Origin of the sequence: Halomonas flagellata (genome assembly GCF_022487945.1) — a bacterium.
GTDB classification, from domain to species: domain Bacteria; phylum Pseudomonadota; class Gammaproteobacteria; order Pseudomonadales; family Halomonadaceae; genus Halomonas; species Halomonas flagellata.
The window spans coordinates 1-16,087 of the sequence record NZ_JAKVPY010000021.1; the positions used below are offsets into that span (position 1 = coordinate 1).

The following is a 16,087-nucleotide window of genomic DNA, read 5'->3' on the forward strand; positions in this document are numbered from 1 at the left end:
AGAGCCACCAGGGCGACGGCTTCAACGAATTGCGCTTCGAGGACCAGGCCGAGCGCGAGCAGATCTGGCTGCACGCCCAGAAGGACCTGGAGCTGTTGACCAACCACGACCGCACCGAGGAGATCGGTAACGACAGCCACCTCACCGTACACCACGACCGAGTGAGCGAGATCCACGGCGACGACCACCTGGCCGTGCACGGGCAGCGCCACACCCGGATCGACGGCGACGACCACCTGATCGTCGGCGCTAGCCGTCACGAGAAGACCGGCCGCGCCCAACTGGTGGAGGCCGGCCAGGAGATTCACCACCAGGCGGGCATGAAGGTCGTGATCGAAGCCGGTGCCGAGATCACCCTCCAGGCCGGCGGCAGCTTCGTCAAGCTCGACCCCTCTGGGGTGACCATCGTCGGCGCCAGCGTCAAGATCAACTCCGGCGGCAGCCCCGGCTCCGGCTCCGGCCAGGCGGCCCAGGCGCCGGTGTTGCCGAGGGAGGTGGAGGCGGCGCCCCAGTTCACTCCGGTGCAGGCGCCACAGCACGCGGCACTGTTGCAGCAGCAGGCCTTGTGTCCAGTGTGTGAATCGGGCAATAGCGGTTGAAGACCATGATGGAACTCTGGCCGTTGACGTCGGGACTATCGGGGGGTGGATGGGCCTGGCCCGTCGAGAAGCAGGTTTATCTGCTCCTCGATGGCGTACGAGTGCAGGAACTGCCACGCCGGCTCTATGAATGGTCCGAAGGCAGGCTGGAGGCAGACCTGCTCTACGCCGGCACCCCTTGGGCCGAGGTGAAAGACGTATCCCCCTGGTTGGTGCAGCTGAATGGATTGGATGATCCGGTGCTCCAGGCTTTCCTCGCCGACGGCCTGGAGCCGGAGTGGGGCTATCTGGTCGAGAGCGGAGCCAGCCTCACCGAGGTCGCAGACCATTTGCGAAGCCTGATCCTGGTGCGCCATCCGCTCGACGTGCCCATGCTGCTTCGGCTTGCCGACCCGGCGGTCATCGCTGCTCTGTTGCAGGAGGGTAGTACGCCGGCCTTGGTGCCGTGGGGCCCCATCGAGCGCCTGGTGCTGCCGGATGCCGTGGCCGAGGCGTGGCAGAGCTGGGCACCGGCAGCAGACGAAGCGCCCCCACTGGTGCCTGCCCCGGCAGGCTATTGTCTATCCGAGGCTCAGCTTCAACGGCTGCAGGCCTGCGACCTGCGCCGGCATGCCCGGCAGTTAATGGGTTTTGTCGACCAGCACTGCGCTGGCTGGCTGATGGAGACGAGCCGGCCGCAGCGCCATGTCCAGCTCCTCGAGATCGTGCGTGAAGCCCGAGACATGGGCTTCACCTCGCCGCGAGAATGGGCGCTGCTATGCACCCTGATGGCCCGTCTCGGCATCACCACCTGGAGCGATCGCGCCACCGATATCCCCGCCTACCGCTGGCTCACGGCGAAGCATCTCAGCAGCCTCGAGCGTCTCGAGGCCGCCCTGAAAGCGGCCAACACTCATCAATCCCCCGTCATGACATAGGGAGCATGTCATATGTCCGCATTCGAGCGACCCAATAATGACCGCGGTGATGGCGCACTGGCGGCGTATGAACTGCCGTGCCGCGACAGCGACGAGGGCGCCACCTGCCCGTTGATCAACGGCAAGGTTCAACTGCTGCCTCTACGCTATGGCCTGGTCGAGGAGCTGGTGCCCGGGTGCTCGACTCCCTGCACCTTGAGTGCGCGGCCTCTTGGCATTCGCCTGCTGCGTAACGGCTTCCTCTATGTGCTCGATGGTGACACCAACGACCTCGCCGAATACGAGTTTCGTGATCAAGGCGATAAGATCACCGGCGGCAAGCTCGAGTACGAGACGGATCGGACCCTCTACGTCTGCTTCTCCGAAGTGCAGTGGACCGACGCCAAGCGTGCCCAGGTGCAGCAGAGCGAAGCGGATCGCGACGCCTTCATGCAGGCCGTCGATCTCTCGGGAGCCAATCCCGTTTCCGGTGGCGGGGAACACCTGATCACCACTGTCCAGGCAGAAGAGTGGGTCGCCGAATTCGCCGAAGATGCCGAGCTGGAACAACCCGAAGGCGGCCACGAGCAGGAAGGCGAGGCCTACCACTGGGAAAACGATCACTACTACCACAAGTCCCGTCTTGGGAAACTGCTCAAGCAGCACAAGGTCAAGGATCGCGACGAATGCCTCTGCCTGGTCGTACGCGACGATATTGGCGTAATGCGCGACCTGGCCATGTACCAGGACAACGTGGTGGGGTGGATCGAGGAGTGGACGGAGGAGAAGGAAAAACGCACGCAGCGCAACTATGTGATGGGCTGTTATATCGAATCCATCACGCAGTTGACGGCAGAAACCATGGATTCCTTGGCTCCTGGCGAGGAAGGCTCTCCAGAGAGTGCTCTTTGGAGTGATTTGGACAGGCTGGATGAGCCGCATAGGGAGCGTACTCGGCAAGCCGTGCTGAATTATCTAAACGAAGAGGAGCAGCTTCCTCGCTCCTACGATCCTGACTTGCCGGGTGATCTTAGAGAGAGGTTGCTCGAGGTAAGCCCAAAACCCAGTAGAACCAATGCCTCTGCGATCGGGCAAATCCAACAGCAGGAGATACGCCGCTACTATGCCAACAATGCCTTGGCAGAAGCCGAAAGTGAGTTTGTCGATCGGCATCTAGACACCTTGCTCGACCTCAAGAAAACCAATAACCGGCGCGTCCGCGATATTTTGGAAGGGGCCTCCTTTGGTCAACGCGGGGTTAATGACCATATTCGCCTCGGCGACATGGCTCAATTTCTGGAGCAGCAGCGTCCAAAGCTAGCGCGCTGGAATGCCCTCCTGAACCATATCAGCCAAGACCGGGCTGATATACTGTGCTCCAACTATTTTCATTTGGCAGCCTGGTATTTTGACGCCGATAACGAAGCGCAGGTAGAGAAAGCCTTCTCGGCGGAATACGCCTGTACGCGGGATATCTGTCGAGACGATGAGGTCATCGAAAGGATAAAACAGTGGTTGACGGAGCATCCTGAGTACGATCGCCCCCTATTTCATACCCGCAGCTTGCAGGAGCAAGCTGCGCTGATCAAGGACTATACATCTCTCATCGCCGCGGGATACGGCATTCTGAATCATCTGGACAGCTGGGTAGATAGGCTGAAAGGGGCCGAAAATGGAAAGCTGCCCGACCTGACGGAACTGCCTGAAAATATCCAATCCTTGGCGAATGGTGCCAGAACCAACCTGACGCCCGCCGTGGGCGCGGGGTTGGCCAGGATCATGGAACAGCTGCAACAGACGACGGGGCAGGGCAATTTCGTCATGCCCGATCTCGAGGACCTGTTTCGCCAGCTTGATCCGCCCGCTCTCTGGGCGCGCATAGTCGATGCCGCCAAGGAGAACGGCGCCCGCTTCGTTTTCTCGACGCAGAGTCTAGAAGAGCTGATGGATCTGGTGGAAGAGACCCTGGCCCTACGCCAGCGCCTCACCAGCTTGAACAACAGAAAGCGTCAGGCGACCGGAGCAGAGCGAGACCGGTTGAGTGCCGAGCGCCGTGGGGTACAGGCACAACTGGACGCCAACGAGCATCGCTTGGCGGCGGGCTTGAGTCCGGTTGGCGACGTGGGTGCCGACGACCTTACCTTGTCGGAAGGCGACAGTGGCCGAGCCGGCCTGGTGCTGGAGTTCGATGATGCCGGCAAGGCCGTGGCAGTCGGGCGGCTGACCAGCAACCTCCGTCAGGGAATCTACCGAGCTCCGCCGGCAGGGCTATTGGGCGATGGTGTCGGGTTGCTGGTATTTATCGGCCAAGCAGTGGGGCTGTGGGCAGCTGTAAAGGTCTTTCAAGAAGCACGGAATAGTGAAGATAACAGTGAAAAAATGCAGGCCTATATCAGGCTGTCAGGTTCAGTTTTAGCAACTGCGACAGCAGGTTTCCTTGCAGCACAAAGTATTGGTGATACCGCACTTCAGGCACAGGCACGTGCATTAGCAAACGCTGCCAACGCCAGTCGTTCAAGTGGTGTAAGTGCTCAGCTGGGACGAATGCACTTTGGTCTAGGGGTTGCTGGGTATTTTACTGGATTCGGGGCTTCTATATTTGGATTATATAATAATAGGAGTAACTGGCAGGATGCTGTGCGTAGTGGCAACGGCAATGCTCAGGGGGCCGCTGCGCTGGCCATGGTGGGCGATGCTGGGTTAATGGGGGCACACGGTTATGGGCTAATTTCCAATGCGAGGGCTGGTATTGCTGTTGCGCGAGGTGCCACGACATGGGCAATGGCAGGCCCTCAACTCGCATCGGTGTTTTGGCGTTTCAATGCCATAGGCCTGGCGTTTTCGGTTCTACAGCTCGGGGGTACCTGGCTCTATAACCGTCACAATATCAGTCAGCACGATCAGTGGTTGTTGCACTCTCCCTGGGGAACAGAGCAGGGCGATGAAACCTTAGAGCATTACCTGAGCGAGCTACAGCGCATCAGTCAAGCTGCTCATATAACACTGGAAGAGGTCTACACAGAGAGTTGGCGGCCCAACTGGACGCGTCGTCCTGATCACTCTCTTATTCAACTGAATCTGCCCGGGCTAACCCCCCAGGCTTTGCAGCCCCCACTCGTGGGCAAAGCGCCGGTGCGACTGGCTCTCAAGGCATGGCAGATACAGCCTATACAGATATGGCAGCGTGAAGGCACGATACGGGCACCCGAACACTGGCTGGAAGCGACATCAGAGCTGGCGGAAGCGCTGGTGATAGGTGCCGATGCCGATGATAGCCATGTGGTGTTATCGGGGCGCGCACCAGCACACCGGCCCACCCCCCATGGGTATGAGACCGAACATTGGGTGGTCGGGGTGCGACTGGAGCACCTCGATGACGAAGGCAACTATCAGGCAAGTGACGTCTATATCTATATCGACCCGCGCGGTGGGGTTGGTCGCGGCAAGCGCTATACCCCCTCGGCGTTTCCCCGTCGAGGCGACCCCGGGAGCTGGTATGCTGTCGATCTTTGATCGCAGGTGATAAGAGGCGAAAAGGAATTTGACCATGCAGAAGAAGATACCGGACCTGCCGCAGCCTGAGCTATCTCAGCCTCATCGTGCGGGCGATACCCAGGCGATTCCCGGCGGGAGCATTACCTATCTGGCGCCCCTTCCCTTATCAACGGGCCAGCCGCCGCTGGATATGAGCAAGGCCGTAAGTGAGATTAGCGACACTTGGCTGGACTTAGGAGGGGGCTGGCCGAATGTATTTGGTTGGCAGATGATTACCGCCGGATGGTGTGGTTTTGTATTATTATGCCTCATTGTTTTCCCCTTTGTCATTTGGCTAATTATACCAGATGTAACTGCAGGCGAATTTTTTCTATTTTATAAGATATTTTTCTGGTCAGGCGTAGTGGGCGGAACGGCTGGCTTGTTACTCATGTATATAGGCCACTATATGGGTATTCAGGACTTGAAGCGAAGCATCCCCGTTCGCTTTAATCGGCAGCGCCGCGAAGTGTGCTTTACCCTGACCGATACGCAGGAAGTCGTTTTCGTTCCCTGGGAGTCCTTGATGGCCTGGGTGGTGGAAGCTCGCGGGGCCACCCAGTACGGCGTTCAACAGCAGTACGGCATGGGCGTCGGGTATGCCCACCCGGAGACGGGCAAGTGGCTGAAGCTCGAATACGTGTCGGCGGGCTTGCCCCTGGCGATCAGCAACTGGGAAGCATTGCGCGCCTATATGGAGTATGAAGTCCACTCCCTGCATGAGATTCAGGACCCTCACCTGCCGCGCGGCAAGGACGATCCGCCCTGGGAAGGGGTGCATACGCTGCGCAATGCGCGTCGCCGAATGCGCGAGCGCCGGGCCAAGGGTGAAGTCGGGCCGGTCTTCGCTTTCTTCTGGTATGCCTATCACGTCATCGAGTTATGGAACCTGCCCGGCTACCTGACCGAGTGGGAAGCCAAGCGCCTGATGAAGACGCGCCCCAAGCTGCGCCCGGCGGAGGTAGAAGAGTGGTCCAAACCACTGCCCAAGGAACAGTGGGCCAAGCCCAGCGAGGAGCTGGTGCGACTGTCCGCCGAGGTGAACCGACTCCGGCAGCGCGACCCGCATCGCCCTATCGAAGAGATCTTCGCCGACGCCTATCGTCGCCAGGGAGTCGAGGCATAGCGCTCCCGGGTGTGGATAACCCAAGTGTCACGTTATCCACACCCATTAGCCTCGTCCCGTTTCGGTGGAGCCAACCCTTGGAGGGGAGTCGACCATGCCCGAGGTCCCCTGTCAGGGCTCCTGCCGGCTCGGTGGGGGCCATGACCCCCGCGCCGGTTGCGGATGGGCCCGCAGCAGCCAGGAGGCGGCGGCCACGCCGGCCAGGCCGACGATGGCGCCGGGCAGGGCGCCGAGCGCCAGGCTGACGATGATGCCGCCCAGTAGCGCCGCGCCCCCGGCCAGAATCGCCGGGGTGCCGGTGGCCGAGACCACGTCGCGCTTGCGGCTCATCTCGAAGGTCACCACCGCGACCATCACCGGGGCGACGGCCACGATGCACAGCAGGATCCACCACAGGCGGCCGAGCCAGAAGCCCACTTCGCCCGGTATGCCGGCGTCGATGGGCAGGCCGAGGCGCTCGCCCAGCCAGGCCGCCGGCAGCTCGGCGAGCTTGTGCCAGAGGTAGAGCGGCATGCCCAGGGCGCCGAGGATCGTCACCACCCTGTCGACCCGGCGGCGCTCCAGCAGGCGCCGTACCGGACCTTCGCAGGCGAGCACCGCGCCCACCTGCACCCACATCACGCCCACCAGGGCCAGGGTCGGCGGCAGCAGGTTGCTGGGGGCGCCGAACGCGCCATCGACCATGGCGACGGGGTAGCCGGAGGCCACCGCGGCGGCCAGCCACAGCAGCCCCAGCAGCAGCAGGGCGAGGCCGGTGCCCAGGCCGGAGAAGCGGCCGCGTTTCCAGGCGATGCCGAGCTGCTGCGGCAGCAGCCAGACGACGGCGGTGTTGAGCCAGCCGATGCCGCCGCCGTTGCCGGTGACCCGCGTGCCCAGATCCAGCAGGTCGCCGGGCGCTGCGAGGCCGGCGCGCAGGACGTCGACCGTGGCGGCGATCAGCAGCAGGCCCGCCACGGCCTTGAGCCCCCAGCGGCGATCGGCCCAGACGCTGAGCGGCAGCAGTGCCTGTACCCCCAGCAGCATCATCAGGAACCAGAGATGAACGGTCAGCGAGTGGTTGAGCGGGCCGAGCAGGCGCCCTCCGGTATAGGCGGCGAGGATGACGAAGGCGACCAGCACCGCCAGGTAGGTGACGGTGGGGCGAGCGAGCCCCAGCGCCCTGCCCGCCCACCAGTGCAGCTGCCGATCGCCCTGCTCCAGCCGGCGCTGGGCGCCGTCCGCGCTCACCGCGGCCGAGACGAACACGAACAGCGGAACCACCTGCAGTACCCAGGTGAGCACGCCGGCGCCCGTCCAGACCAGCAGCAGGTGGTCGGTCGAGGTCATCAGCCCGTTTTCGAGCCGGGGCAGGGTGGCGATCCAGTGGCCGAACACCACGACCAGCAGCGCCCCGGCGCGCAGCGCATCGGGGTAGCGGTCCCTGGCGCGCGTGTCGCTGCCGGCCCTGTCCTGGCGTGTCTGGCCGCTGGCGTTCCGGGGTGCACTGTTCATCTTCGATCGGCCCTTGCAAAAGCCCGGTGCTTGGCTAAGATGGTTTTCGAACACCGTTTCCTAACATCTTCCATGAAACCCCGCCGCCATGCAAGACCACCCTCCATCGTGCCGAACCCGAGGGACGTCCCATGGATACCCAGGTACTGCTGATCCATGTGCTGTTGTACGTCTTCCTGCCCCTGTGGGGGCTCGCCGGCTTTGCCGACTGGTGCTGCCACCGGGCCACCCGCATCGAGGAGACGTCGGGCCTGAAGGAGTCGCTGATGCATTCGTTGATGGGCCTTCAGGTCGGTATCCCCATCATTGTCTGCCTGCTCTTCCGCATCAATGTCCTGGTCCTGCTGATCTGCCTGCTGGCCTGGGTGCTGCATGAGGCGGTGGCCCACTGGGACGTTCACTATGCGGCGCCGCGCCGGCGTATCAGCATCTGGGAAATGCACGCCCACAGCTACCTGGCCAGCCTGCCGCTCTACATGCTGGCGATGATCATGGTCATCAACTGGCCGGTGGTGGTGGACCTGGTGACCTTCGCCTGGCAGGGCCAGATGCAGCTGGTGCCCCTGGACGTACCCCATGGCGGGGAGCGCTACCTGCCCTACTACCTGACGTTCATGGCGCTGCTGTGCGTCTTTCCCTACCTGGAAGAGAACCTGCGCTGTCTTCGCCACGCCCTGAAGCACGGGAGCCAACCCTCGTGACCGTCTATATCACCAGCACCGGGCACTACCTGCCGGGCGACCCCGTGGACAACGAACGGATCGAGGCGGTGCTCGGCCTGGTCAACGGCAAGCCGAGCCGCCTGAAGCGCCGGATCCTGCAGTCCAACGGCATCCGGCAGCGCCACTACGCCATCGATGCCGACCACAACACCACCATCAGCAATAGCGAGATGGCGGCGCGGGCGGGGCAGGCGTGTCTCGACCAGGGTTACCTGGGCAAGTCGCGGCTCGGCATGCTGAGCGTGGCCACCAGCCAGGGCGACCTGGTGCTGCCCGGTTTCGGCAGCATGGTGCAGGCGGAGCTGGGCGTGTCCGGCGTAGAGCTGCACAGCAGCCACGGCATCTGCTCGAGCAGCATGATGGCGCTGAAGGCCGCCTACACCGGCCTCAAGGCCGGCGAGCATGCCAGCGCCCTGGTGGTCGCCAGCGAGCTGGCGTCGCGCCTGTTCAAGGCCAGCCGCTACGAGGCGGTGGCGGAGGAGGTCGATTTCAATGCCGAGTTCCTGCGCTGGATGCTGTCGGACGGCGCGGGTGCCCTGCTGCTGGAAAACGTCCCGCGGCAGCGCTGCTTTCGCATCGACTGGATTCGCGGCATCTCCCACGCCGATGCCTATCCGGTGTGCATGAGCGTCGGCCAGGCGGCCTCCGCCGGCGAGGCCAGGAGCTGGCAGGACTTCCCCACCTACGCCGAGGCGGAGGCCGCCGGGGCCCTGCTGATCCGCCAGGATGTCCGCCTGCTCGACAACATCGTCAAGCTCGGCGTCGACGGGCTGCTGCGGCTGATCGACGAGGGGCGGGTCGAGGTGGACAAGGTCGACCATGTGCTCTGCCATTATTCGTCGCACTACTTTCGCGGCAGGATCTTCGACATGTTGACCCAGGCCGGGGCGGCCATTCCCGAAGCGAAGTGGTACACCAACCTCTATACCCGGGGAAATACCGGCTGCGCCTCGCTGTTCATCATGCTCGACGAGTTCCGCCGCACCCAGCACTACCGGGCCGGCGACACCCTCCTGTGCATGGTGCCGGAGAGCGGCCGGTTCAATAACGTCTACATGCAACTGACGGTCGTGGAGGAGTAGCCATGGAAAGCAAGGTCACCACCCGGGTGGGTCAGGAGTGTCTTCAGGGCCTGATGCGCGTCTGGTTCGATTTCGAGCGCCAGCTGGGCCGGGTGCCGGTGATCCAGCGTCTGGAGCGCGGCAGGTTCACCCGGGCGGACTACCGTACGCTGTTGCTGCATCTGCGCCAGCAGGTGATCGAAGGGGCACGCTGGATCACCCGCGGGGCCTCGAGTTTCGACCGCGACTTCGCCGATGTGCGCTCGGAGGTGATCGGCCACGCCCGGGAGGAGCACCGCGACTACGAGATGCTGGAAGCCGACTTCGTCGCCGCGGGCGGTGAGCCGGACGAGATCCGGGAAGCGCAGCGCAATGCCGGCAGCGAGGCGCTGCACGCCTTCATGATGTACCGTGCCAGCCAGCCCAACCCCGTCGACCTGATCGGCGCCATGTGGATCATCGAGGGGCTGGGCCAGAAGATGGCCGGTGACTGGGCCCGGCGGATCGACGAGGCCACCGACGGCGACGGCCGTTACACCCGCTTCATGCGCTACCACGGCGAGAACGACGACGCCCACCTGGACAAGCTCTACGCGTTGATCGACCGGGTGTGCCGCACGCAGCGCGACCTGCGGTCGATCCTGCGCACCGCACGGGTGGTGGCGCGGCTCTATGCCCTGCAGCTGGAGGAGATCGACCATGGCTGATACCGGGAACAGGCCTCGCAGCCCCTTCCTGCGGGCCCTGGCAGTCGACGACTCCCTGCCCATCGAGCCCGAGGCGGTGCGGCTGTGGCTGAACGATATCGAGACCCCGACGCGCTGGTCGCTGCGCCCGCTGCTGCAGTTCCTGCTGGCGATGCTGCTGCACCTGATCTGGTTCGTAAAGCGCCTGCCGCTGCCCCAGTTCCGCGCCCATGGGCTGCTGCAGCGACTGATCTGCGCCTTCTGCACCCACTTTGTCAGCCCGCACGCCAACCGGCTGATCCTTCGTCACTTCGCTACCGAATCCAATGTCCTCAACTTCCTCATCGACAACAGCGAGGAACTCGGGGTCGAGCCCTTGACGCTCTACCCCACCGATATCGACGACATGCTCGACGCCAGCTTCGTCAAGCACGACCACGAGCTGTTCCGGGTCATCGAGGAACTGGGCCACTGGCGGCCTCCCGCGGCGGCGTTGTCGCCGCACGCCATCAGCTGGCGGCACTGGCGCCCGCTGGAGGGGGTGGCTGGCGAGGCGCCGCGCAAGCGCACCCAGGTGCTGGACTTCGAGAGCGCCCACGCGCTGTTCATGTGCCTGTTCTGCCTGCTGCTGACCCGCGAGGAGTACCGTGACGCCATCAACGGCTTCAACCTCGACCAGTCGATCGCGATCCGCATCGGCCAGTTGATCGGCGACCCGAGCCTGGCCGAGATGGCCTACAACAAGTACCCGCACTATCTGGTCGGCCCCTGGAACCTGAGCCAGCGCTTCCTGATGCACGGTTTCTTCACCGAGTACCTCTACGCGCGGCTGGAGCGGTTGCGGTGTCGAGGGGCGTTGGTCTGATTGTCGCTCTACAGTCTGATAGCGCATGGTTCCCGAGCGTCCGGTACGCTGCTAGCGTAACGACACCGGCTTGTTGCCTCGTTTGTCACGTCGAAGGAGTGACCAGGATGATCACGCTGTACGGCTTTCCCTCGTCCCGCTCGCTGCGGGTGGCCTGGACCCTCGAGGAGCTGGGGCTCGAGTATGACTACCATCATGTCGACATGATGGCCGGCGAGGGGCAGGGCGAGGCCCACCTGGCTCGCCATCCCGACGGCAAGGTGCCGGTGCTTCAGGATGGCGAGCTGACGCTGTTCGAGTCCTCGGCGATCTGTCGCTACCTGGCCGAACGCCATGGCGAGCCGGGCGGCTTGCTGCCGGCCTCGGTCGAGGACCGGGCCCGGGTCGATCAGTGGCTGAGCTTCGTGATCGGCGAGCTCGAACAACCGCTCTGGACCCAGGCCAAGCACACGTTCGCCCTGCCGAGCGAGCAGCGGGTGCCGGCGGTGCTGCCCACCGCGGCCTGGGAGTTCCAGCGGGCCCTGGCGGCGCTGGAGCGGCGCTTCGACGGCGAGGGCTGGCTGGTGGGGGAGCGCTTTACCGTGGCGGACCTGCTGATGGGCCATACCCTGAGCTGGGGCGTGAAGTTCAAGCACCGCCTGCCGGAGTCGCTGGTGGCCTATCGCCAACGCTGCGTGTCGCGGCCTGCGCTGGCCAGGGCCGTCGAGCGTGAGCAGCAGGCGGCCGGGGTGGCGTGAGGCGCCTCAGGCCTCGAAGGGCAGCACGGCGGCATAGACCGCGAAGTAGTGGCAGGTGCTGCCGCCGAGGACGAACAGGTGCCAGATGGCGTGGTTGAAGGGGATCGCCTGGATCGCATAGAAGATCACGCCGAGGGAGTAGGTGATGCCGCCGGCGACCAGCAGGGCGATGCCGGTCGACGGGAGGCTCGCCACCAGCTCGTCGCCGGCGAAGACGACCAGCCAGCCCATCACCAGATAGATCGTCACGCGCAGCACGGCGAAGCGGTGGGGCCAGAGCAGCTTGCAGGCGATGCCGCCCAGCGCCAGGGACCAGACGATGGCGAACAGGGTCCAGCCGGTGGTGCCGCGCATGTTGACCAGCAGGAAGGGGGTGTAGGTGCCGGCGATCAACAGGTAGATGGCACAGTGGTCGAGCAGCTGGAACAGGCGCTTCAGCCGCGGGTGGCGGACGCCGTGGTAGAGGGTCGAGGCGGTATAGAGCAGCACCAGGGTGGCGCCATAGAGGCTGATGCCGACGATCTTCCAGGGGTCGGTCTGGGCGCCCAGGCTGGCCAGGACGATCAGCACCGTGCCCCCGCCCAGGCTGAGGACGGCGCCGATGCCGTGGCTGATGCTGTGCAGCAACTCCTCGAGGACGCTGTAGTGGTGCTCGCCTCGCGACGTTGGGGGAGTCATGGGGGTCTCCTCCATGATCCGGAGTGGCCCCGACACCGGTCATCGGTTCAGGGCTTGCGTTCGATATCCACGTCACTGGCCTGGGTGAAGTCGCCCAACGCCATCATGTGGCCGAGCTTGCCGGCCTTGGTGGACAGATACTGTTCGTTATGAGGGTTGAGACCCGTGGTCAGCGGTACTCGTTCCGCCACGGTGACCCCGGCCTTGGTCAGGGCATCGACCTTGCGCGGGTTGTTGGTCATCAGCCGGAGGCCGCTGACGCCCAGGTGGTCGAGCATCGGGACGCAGAGGTCGTAGCGGCGCAGGTCGGCGCCGAAGCCCAGCTGCTCGTTGGCCTCGACGGTATCGGCGCCCTGGTCCTGCAGGTGGTAGGCGCGGATCTTGTTGAGCAGGCCGATGCCGCGACCCTCCTGACGCAGGTAGAGCAGCACGCCGCGCCCTTCGTCGGCGATGCGCTTGAGCGCCTCCTGCAACTGGTAGCCGCAGTCGCAGCGCATCGAGAACAGGGCGTCTCCCGTCAGGCACTCGGAGTGCACCCGTCCCAGTACCGGCTCGCCATCGGCCACGTCACCCAGCGTCAGGGCGATATGATCCTTGCCGGTGGCCTCGTCTTCGAAGCCATGCATGGTGAAGGTGGCCCAGGGGGTGGGCAGCCGGGAGGCGGCGATGAATCGGATCGTCACGGGTAACCTCGGTGTCAGACCACGGCAGTGCCGGCAGGTGGAGCGCCATTCTAGCAGGAAGGTGCGACGGGCTCACGGTTGTCGCCCGGGTCGCGATGTCCGGGGGCCGATGTTCGGGTACAATGAGGCCCACATTTTCCGTGGATGACCGCCCGCATGGAACTCAAGAACGATCGCTTTCTGCGCGCCCTGGCGCGTCAGCCGGTGGACCGCACGCCGGTGTGGATGATGCGCCAGGCCGGCCGCTACCTGCCGGAGTACCGCGCCACCCGCGCCGCGGCCGGCGACTTCATGGACCTCTGCCGCAACCACGAGCTCGCCTGCGAGGTCACCCTGCAGCCGCTGGAGCGCTACCCGCTGGATGCGGCCATCCTGTTCTCGGACATCCTGACCATCCCCGATGCCATGGGGCTGGGGCTCTACTTCGAGACCGGCGAGGGCCCGAAATTTCGCAAGCCGGTGCGCACCACCGCGGACGTCGAGGCGCTGGCCGTTCCCGATGCCGAGCGTGACCTGGACTACGTGATGCGGGCGGTCGCCACCATCCGCCGCGAGCTGAACGGCCGGGTGCCGCTGATCGGCTTCTCCGGCAGCCCCTGGACGCTGGCCACATACATGGTCGAGGGCAGCTCCAGCAAGGACTTCCGCCACGTCAAGGCGATGCTCTACGACACGCCGGACACCATGCACCGGCTGCTCGATACGCTGGCCCATGCGGTCACCGACTACCTGAATGCCCAGATCCGTGCCGGCGCCCAGGCCGTGCAGATCTTCGACACCTGGGGTGGGGCGCTCTCCACGCCGGCCTACCTGGAGTTCTCGCTGCGCTACATGGAGCAGATCGTCGCCGGCCTGATCCGCGAGCACGAGGGCAGGCGCGTGCCGGTGATCCTGTTCACCAAGAACGGCGGCCAGTGGCTCGAGGACATGGCCACGGCCGGTGCCGACGCCCTGGGGCTGGACTGGACCACGGAGCTCTCCGAGGCGCGGGCCCGGGTCGGGCACCGCGTCGCCCTGCAGGGCAACCTGGACCCCAACGTGCTGTTCGCCCGCCCCACGGCCATCCGTGCCGAGGTGGCGCGCACCCTCGACAGCTTCGGGGCGGGGCCGGGGCACGTCTTCAACCTGGGCCATGGCATCAGCCAGTTCACCGACCCGGACCGTGTCACGGCCTTCATGGAGGCCCTGCACGAGCTGAGCCCGGCCTACCATCGCCAGATCCAGCATGGCTGAGTGTTGGCGACGGCTGGCCTGGGGTGAGGATAGAAAGTGGCGCCGCCTGTGGGCGGCGCTGGCCGTTCTGGGGGCGGTCGCCATCGCGCTGGGCAGCCTGACCCCGGGCAGCGAGATGCCCGAGCGTCTGCCCTGGGACAAGGCCAATCACTTCGTCGGCTACGCCGGCCTGGCGGGGCTCATGGGGCTGGCCGGGGTGCGCCTGCCAGTCGCTCTGGGTGTTGCCGTGCTCTACGGCATCGCCATCGAGTACGCCCAGATCCCGGTGCCCGGCCGCAGCGGCGGCGACTGGCACGACATCCTCGCCAACAGCCTGGGGGCGGCCTTCGCGGTGCTGATGCTGTGGGCCGGTCGTCGCTTGCGGAAGCCCTGACTCCCCCGCTGTCATCGTCGCCCAACGCCCCGCCGCCAAGGTTCCGGTATGGGGCGCATCGGTCTAGAGTCGAGGCTCCCTGGACGAGGGGGCTTCGGCGACGCCGCCGGCGGCCAGGTCGAGGGTCGGCTCGTTGCTGGCGCCGCGGGGGCGCAGACGCTCGGCGGGGCGCGTCACCCGGGCGTTGCCGAGGATGCTGTCCCCGGTCTCGAGCGGGCGCGCCTCGCTGGTCCAGGCGGCCTCCTCGGCGTGAACCGCCGGGCGGCGCTCGAAGGAACGGGTGACCACGGCCCCCGGGGCGAAGCCGGGACGCGGGCCGGCCAGGTGGTGGGGCAGCAACCACAGCTCGGCGAGCAGGCGCAGGCCCACGGCGGCCAGCAGCCAGGCACCGCCGCCCAGCGCGAGCGCCGGCCAGGCACTGGCCCAGTCGACCGGGGCGAGCCAGGGGGTGCGGGGTGCCAGCCACAGGGCGGCGCCGGCGAGCACGCCGAGCTGCAGCAGCAGGTGGCAGCTCAGCAGGGTGGAGCGGGCCAGGGGGCGGCGGGGAAACAGCAACTGTCGCATCGGGGGTCCTCCCGGAGGATGCACATCGTCGTGATGAGTCGGGTCGGTATCCTTACCGACAAGGCGGAATCCTACCCCAGTTCCGGGCAGGCTGCAGTCACCTCTTGTGACGGCCGCTGCCGGGTTGACCAGCGGGGGTGGGCTTGCCAATGTTGAATGAGAGGCGAAAGCGTGGTGTCCGGGGTTTGGCTTCGCCCATTCAACCAGCATCAAGGAGTTGCTATGACAACCTATATCGTGGTGGCCGATGCAGCGCGGGCGCGGATCTTCACCCGCGATGCGCTCAAGCTGGTAGAGCATGACAGCCTGTTGCATGCCGCAGGGCGGTTGCACGAGGGCGACCTGGTGACCGATAGCGGTGCCGATGTCCACGAGTCGATGTCGACGATGTCGCGCTCCTCCGGTGAGGAGAACTCAGCCTCGCAGCATGAAGAGACCATCTTCGCCAAGGAAGTCGCCGATCGCCTCTACCGGGCCCGGGTCGACAATAGCATGAAGAAGTTGATCATGGTGGCCCCGCCGCGTTTCCTGGGGTTGTTGCGTGACAAGCTCGATGGCCCGACCACCAAGCTGGTCATTCACACCCTGTCCAAGGACCTCTCCAAGGCCAGCCTCGGCGATATCCAGGAGGCGGTGAGCGACCTGCGCTGATCGCCCGACGACACCGGGGACGGTAGCCGGGGGTCAAGTCATCAAGGCATTGTGCCGATAGGGGCATGACGCGGCTTCGCCGCGTCACCAAAACGAGAACTCTGCCCCGATTCGTGAGAGCCTTCCATGACGATCTTTCCCCTGACCCTTGCGGTGGCTTGCCCGCCCCGTCTCGACGTCCTTCTCCT

The 16,087-nt window shown here is 64.9% G+C and carries 16 protein-coding genes; 12 read left to right on the top strand and 4 right to left on the bottom strand.

Going from position 1 to position 16,087, the window contains the following annotated elements:
- From MKP05_RS15960 to MKP05_RS15975, 4 genes are all read left to right on the top strand, one after another.
- A partial coding sequence (locus MKP05_RS15960) for a bacteriophage T4 gp5 trimerization domain-containing protein (protein WP_439109001.1) occupies positions 1-599 on the top strand: 599 nt, incomplete at its 5' end.
- 5 nt (positions 600-604) lie between these two features.
- Positions 605-1,516: a DUF4123 domain-containing protein gene (locus tag MKP05_RS15965; RefSeq protein ID WP_240569232.1), complete on the top strand. Its 912-nt coding sequence runs from the start codon at positions 605-607 to the stop codon at positions 1,514-1,516.
- Positions 1,517-1,528: 12 nt separating this feature from the next.
- Positions 1,529-5,008, top strand: a complete 3,480-nt coding sequence (locus tag MKP05_RS15970; RefSeq protein WP_240569233.1) for a toxin VasX — start codon at positions 1,529-1,531, stop codon at positions 5,006-5,008.
- Positions 5,009-5,042: 34 nt separating this feature from the next.
- Positions 5,043-6,155: a hypothetical protein gene (locus MKP05_RS15975; protein WP_240569234.1), complete on the top strand. Its 1,113-nt coding sequence runs from the start codon at positions 5,043-5,045 to the stop codon at positions 6,153-6,155.
- Positions 6,156-6,266: 111 nt separating this feature from the next.
- On the opposite strand, the gene MKP05_RS15980 is transcribed toward MKP05_RS15975, so the two are convergent.
- A complete protein-coding gene (locus tag MKP05_RS15980) occupies positions 6,267-7,646 on the bottom strand; it encodes an acyltransferase family protein (protein ID WP_240569235.1) in 1,380 nt (459 codons plus the stop codon).
- 131 nt (positions 7,647-7,777) lie between these two features.
- Between MKP05_RS15980 and MKP05_RS15985 the strand changes: the two genes are divergently transcribed.
- The 5 genes from MKP05_RS15985 (at position 7,778) to MKP05_RS16005 (ending at position 11,717) form a co-directional block, all read left to right on the top strand.
- The gene (locus tag MKP05_RS15985) at positions 7,778-8,347 is read left to right on the top strand and encodes a diguanylate cyclase (protein WP_240569236.1); all 570 of its coding nucleotides are present in this window, start codon (positions 7,778-7,780) and stop codon (positions 8,345-8,347) included.
- Positions 8,344-9,450, top strand: a complete 1,107-nt coding sequence (locus MKP05_RS15990) for a 3-oxoacyl-[acyl-carrier-protein] synthase III C-terminal domain-containing protein (protein ID WP_240569237.1) — start codon at positions 8,344-8,346, stop codon at positions 9,448-9,450. The genes MKP05_RS15985 and MKP05_RS15990 overlap by 4 nt, the downstream gene beginning before the upstream one ends.
- A 2-nt stretch (positions 9,451-9,452) precedes the next feature.
- Positions 9,453-10,136 carry an iron-containing redox enzyme family protein gene (locus tag MKP05_RS15995; protein WP_240569238.1) on the top strand — a complete coding sequence of 228 codons (684 nt, stop codon included), beginning with the start codon at positions 9,453-9,455 and terminating at the stop codon, positions 10,134-10,136.
- Positions 10,129-10,980 carry a DUF6999 family protein gene (locus MKP05_RS16000; protein ID WP_240569239.1) on the top strand — a complete coding sequence of 284 codons (852 nt, stop codon included), beginning with the start codon at positions 10,129-10,131 and terminating at the stop codon, positions 10,978-10,980. The genes MKP05_RS15995 and MKP05_RS16000 overlap by 8 nt, the downstream gene beginning before the upstream one ends.
- A 107-nt stretch (positions 10,981-11,087) precedes the next feature.
- Positions 11,088-11,717 carry a glutathione S-transferase family protein gene (locus tag MKP05_RS16005; protein ID WP_240569240.1) on the top strand — a complete coding sequence of 210 codons (630 nt, stop codon included), beginning with the start codon at positions 11,088-11,090 and terminating at the stop codon, positions 11,715-11,717.
- 6 nt (positions 11,718-11,723) lie between these two features.
- On the opposite strand, the gene trhA is transcribed toward MKP05_RS16005, so the two are convergent.
- Positions 11,724-12,395: a PAQR family membrane homeostasis protein TrhA gene (trhA, locus tag MKP05_RS16010; protein ID WP_240569241.1), complete on the bottom strand. Its 672-nt coding sequence runs from the start codon at positions 12,393-12,395 to the stop codon at positions 11,724-11,726.
- Between the two features lie 47 nt (positions 12,396-12,442).
- Positions 12,443-13,078, bottom strand: coding sequence for a GTP cyclohydrolase II (gene ribA, locus MKP05_RS16015; RefSeq protein ID WP_110284508.1), 636 nt, complete (start codon positions 13,076-13,078; stop codon positions 12,443-12,445).
- 156 nt (positions 13,079-13,234) lie between these two features.
- Here ribA and hemE point away from each other — a divergent pair, with 156 nt between their 5' ends.
- Both hemE and MKP05_RS16025 read left to right on the top strand, forming a co-directional pair.
- The gene (gene hemE / locus MKP05_RS16020) at positions 13,235-14,311 is read left to right on the top strand and encodes a uroporphyrinogen decarboxylase (RefSeq protein WP_240569242.1); all 1,077 of its coding nucleotides are present in this window, start codon (positions 13,235-13,237) and stop codon (positions 14,309-14,311) included.
- A complete protein-coding gene (locus MKP05_RS16025; protein WP_240569243.1) occupies positions 14,304-14,684 on the top strand; it encodes a VanZ family protein in 381 nt (126 codons plus the stop codon). Before hemE ends, MKP05_RS16025 begins: the two co-directional genes overlap by 8 nt.
- Before the next feature lie 63 nt (positions 14,685-14,747).
- On the opposite strand, the gene MKP05_RS16030 is transcribed toward MKP05_RS16025, so the two are convergent.
- Positions 14,748-15,248 (bottom strand): hypothetical protein, encoded by a 501-nt coding sequence (locus MKP05_RS16030; protein WP_240569244.1) that lies wholly within the window; start codon positions 15,246-15,248, stop codon positions 14,748-14,750.
- A 222-nt stretch (positions 15,249-15,470) separates the two neighbouring features.
- On the opposite strand from MKP05_RS16030, the gene MKP05_RS16035 reads away from it, so the two are divergent.
- The gene (locus MKP05_RS16035) at positions 15,471-15,899 is read left to right on the top strand and encodes a host attachment protein (RefSeq protein ID WP_240569245.1); all 429 of its coding nucleotides are present in this window, start codon (positions 15,471-15,473) and stop codon (positions 15,897-15,899) included.
- The last annotated feature ends 188 nt before the right edge of the window (positions 15,900-16,087 follow it).

Bases quoted from the DNA above. Each gene is read 5' to 3' on its own strand.
- MKP05_RS16005 (WP_240569240.1), top strand. From the start codon at position 11,088: ATGATCACGCTGTACGGCTTTCCCTCGTCCCGCTCGCTGCGGGTGGCC.
- MKP05_RS15995 (WP_240569238.1), top strand. From the start codon at position 9,453: ATGGAAAGCAAGGTCACCACCCGGGTGGGTCAGGAGTGTCTTCAGGGC.
- hemE (WP_240569242.1), top strand. From the start codon at position 13,235: ATGGAACTCAAGAACGATCGCTTTCTGCGCGCCCTGGCGCGTCAGCCG.
- trhA (WP_240569241.1), bottom strand. From the start codon at position 12,395: ATGACTCCCCCAACGTCGCGAGGCGAGCACCACTACAGCGTCCTCGAG.
- MKP05_RS15975 (WP_240569234.1), top strand. From the start codon at position 5,043: ATGCAGAAGAAGATACCGGACCTGCCGCAGCCTGAGCTATCTCAGCCT.
- MKP05_RS15980 (WP_240569235.1), bottom strand. From the start codon at position 7,646: ATGAACAGTGCACCCCGGAACGCCAGCGGCCAGACACGCCAGGACAGG.
- MKP05_RS16035 (WP_240569245.1), top strand. From the start codon at position 15,471: ATGACAACCTATATCGTGGTGGCCGATGCAGCGCGGGCGCGGATCTTC.
- MKP05_RS15985 (WP_240569236.1), top strand. From the start codon at position 7,778: ATGGATACCCAGGTACTGCTGATCCATGTGCTGTTGTACGTCTTCCTG.
- MKP05_RS16030 (WP_240569244.1), bottom strand. From the start codon at position 15,248: ATGCGACAGTTGCTGTTTCCCCGCCGCCCCCTGGCCCGCTCCACCCTG.
- MKP05_RS16025 (WP_240569243.1), top strand. From the start codon at position 14,304: ATGGCTGAGTGTTGGCGACGGCTGGCCTGGGGTGAGGATAGAAAGTGG.
- MKP05_RS16000 (WP_240569239.1), top strand. From the start codon at position 10,129: ATGGCTGATACCGGGAACAGGCCTCGCAGCCCCTTCCTGCGGGCCCTG.
- MKP05_RS15965 (WP_240569232.1), top strand. From the start codon at position 605: ATGATGGAACTCTGGCCGTTGACGTCGGGACTATCGGGGGGTGGATGG.
- MKP05_RS15970 (WP_240569233.1), top strand. From the start codon at position 1,529: ATGTCCGCATTCGAGCGACCCAATAATGACCGCGGTGATGGCGCACTG.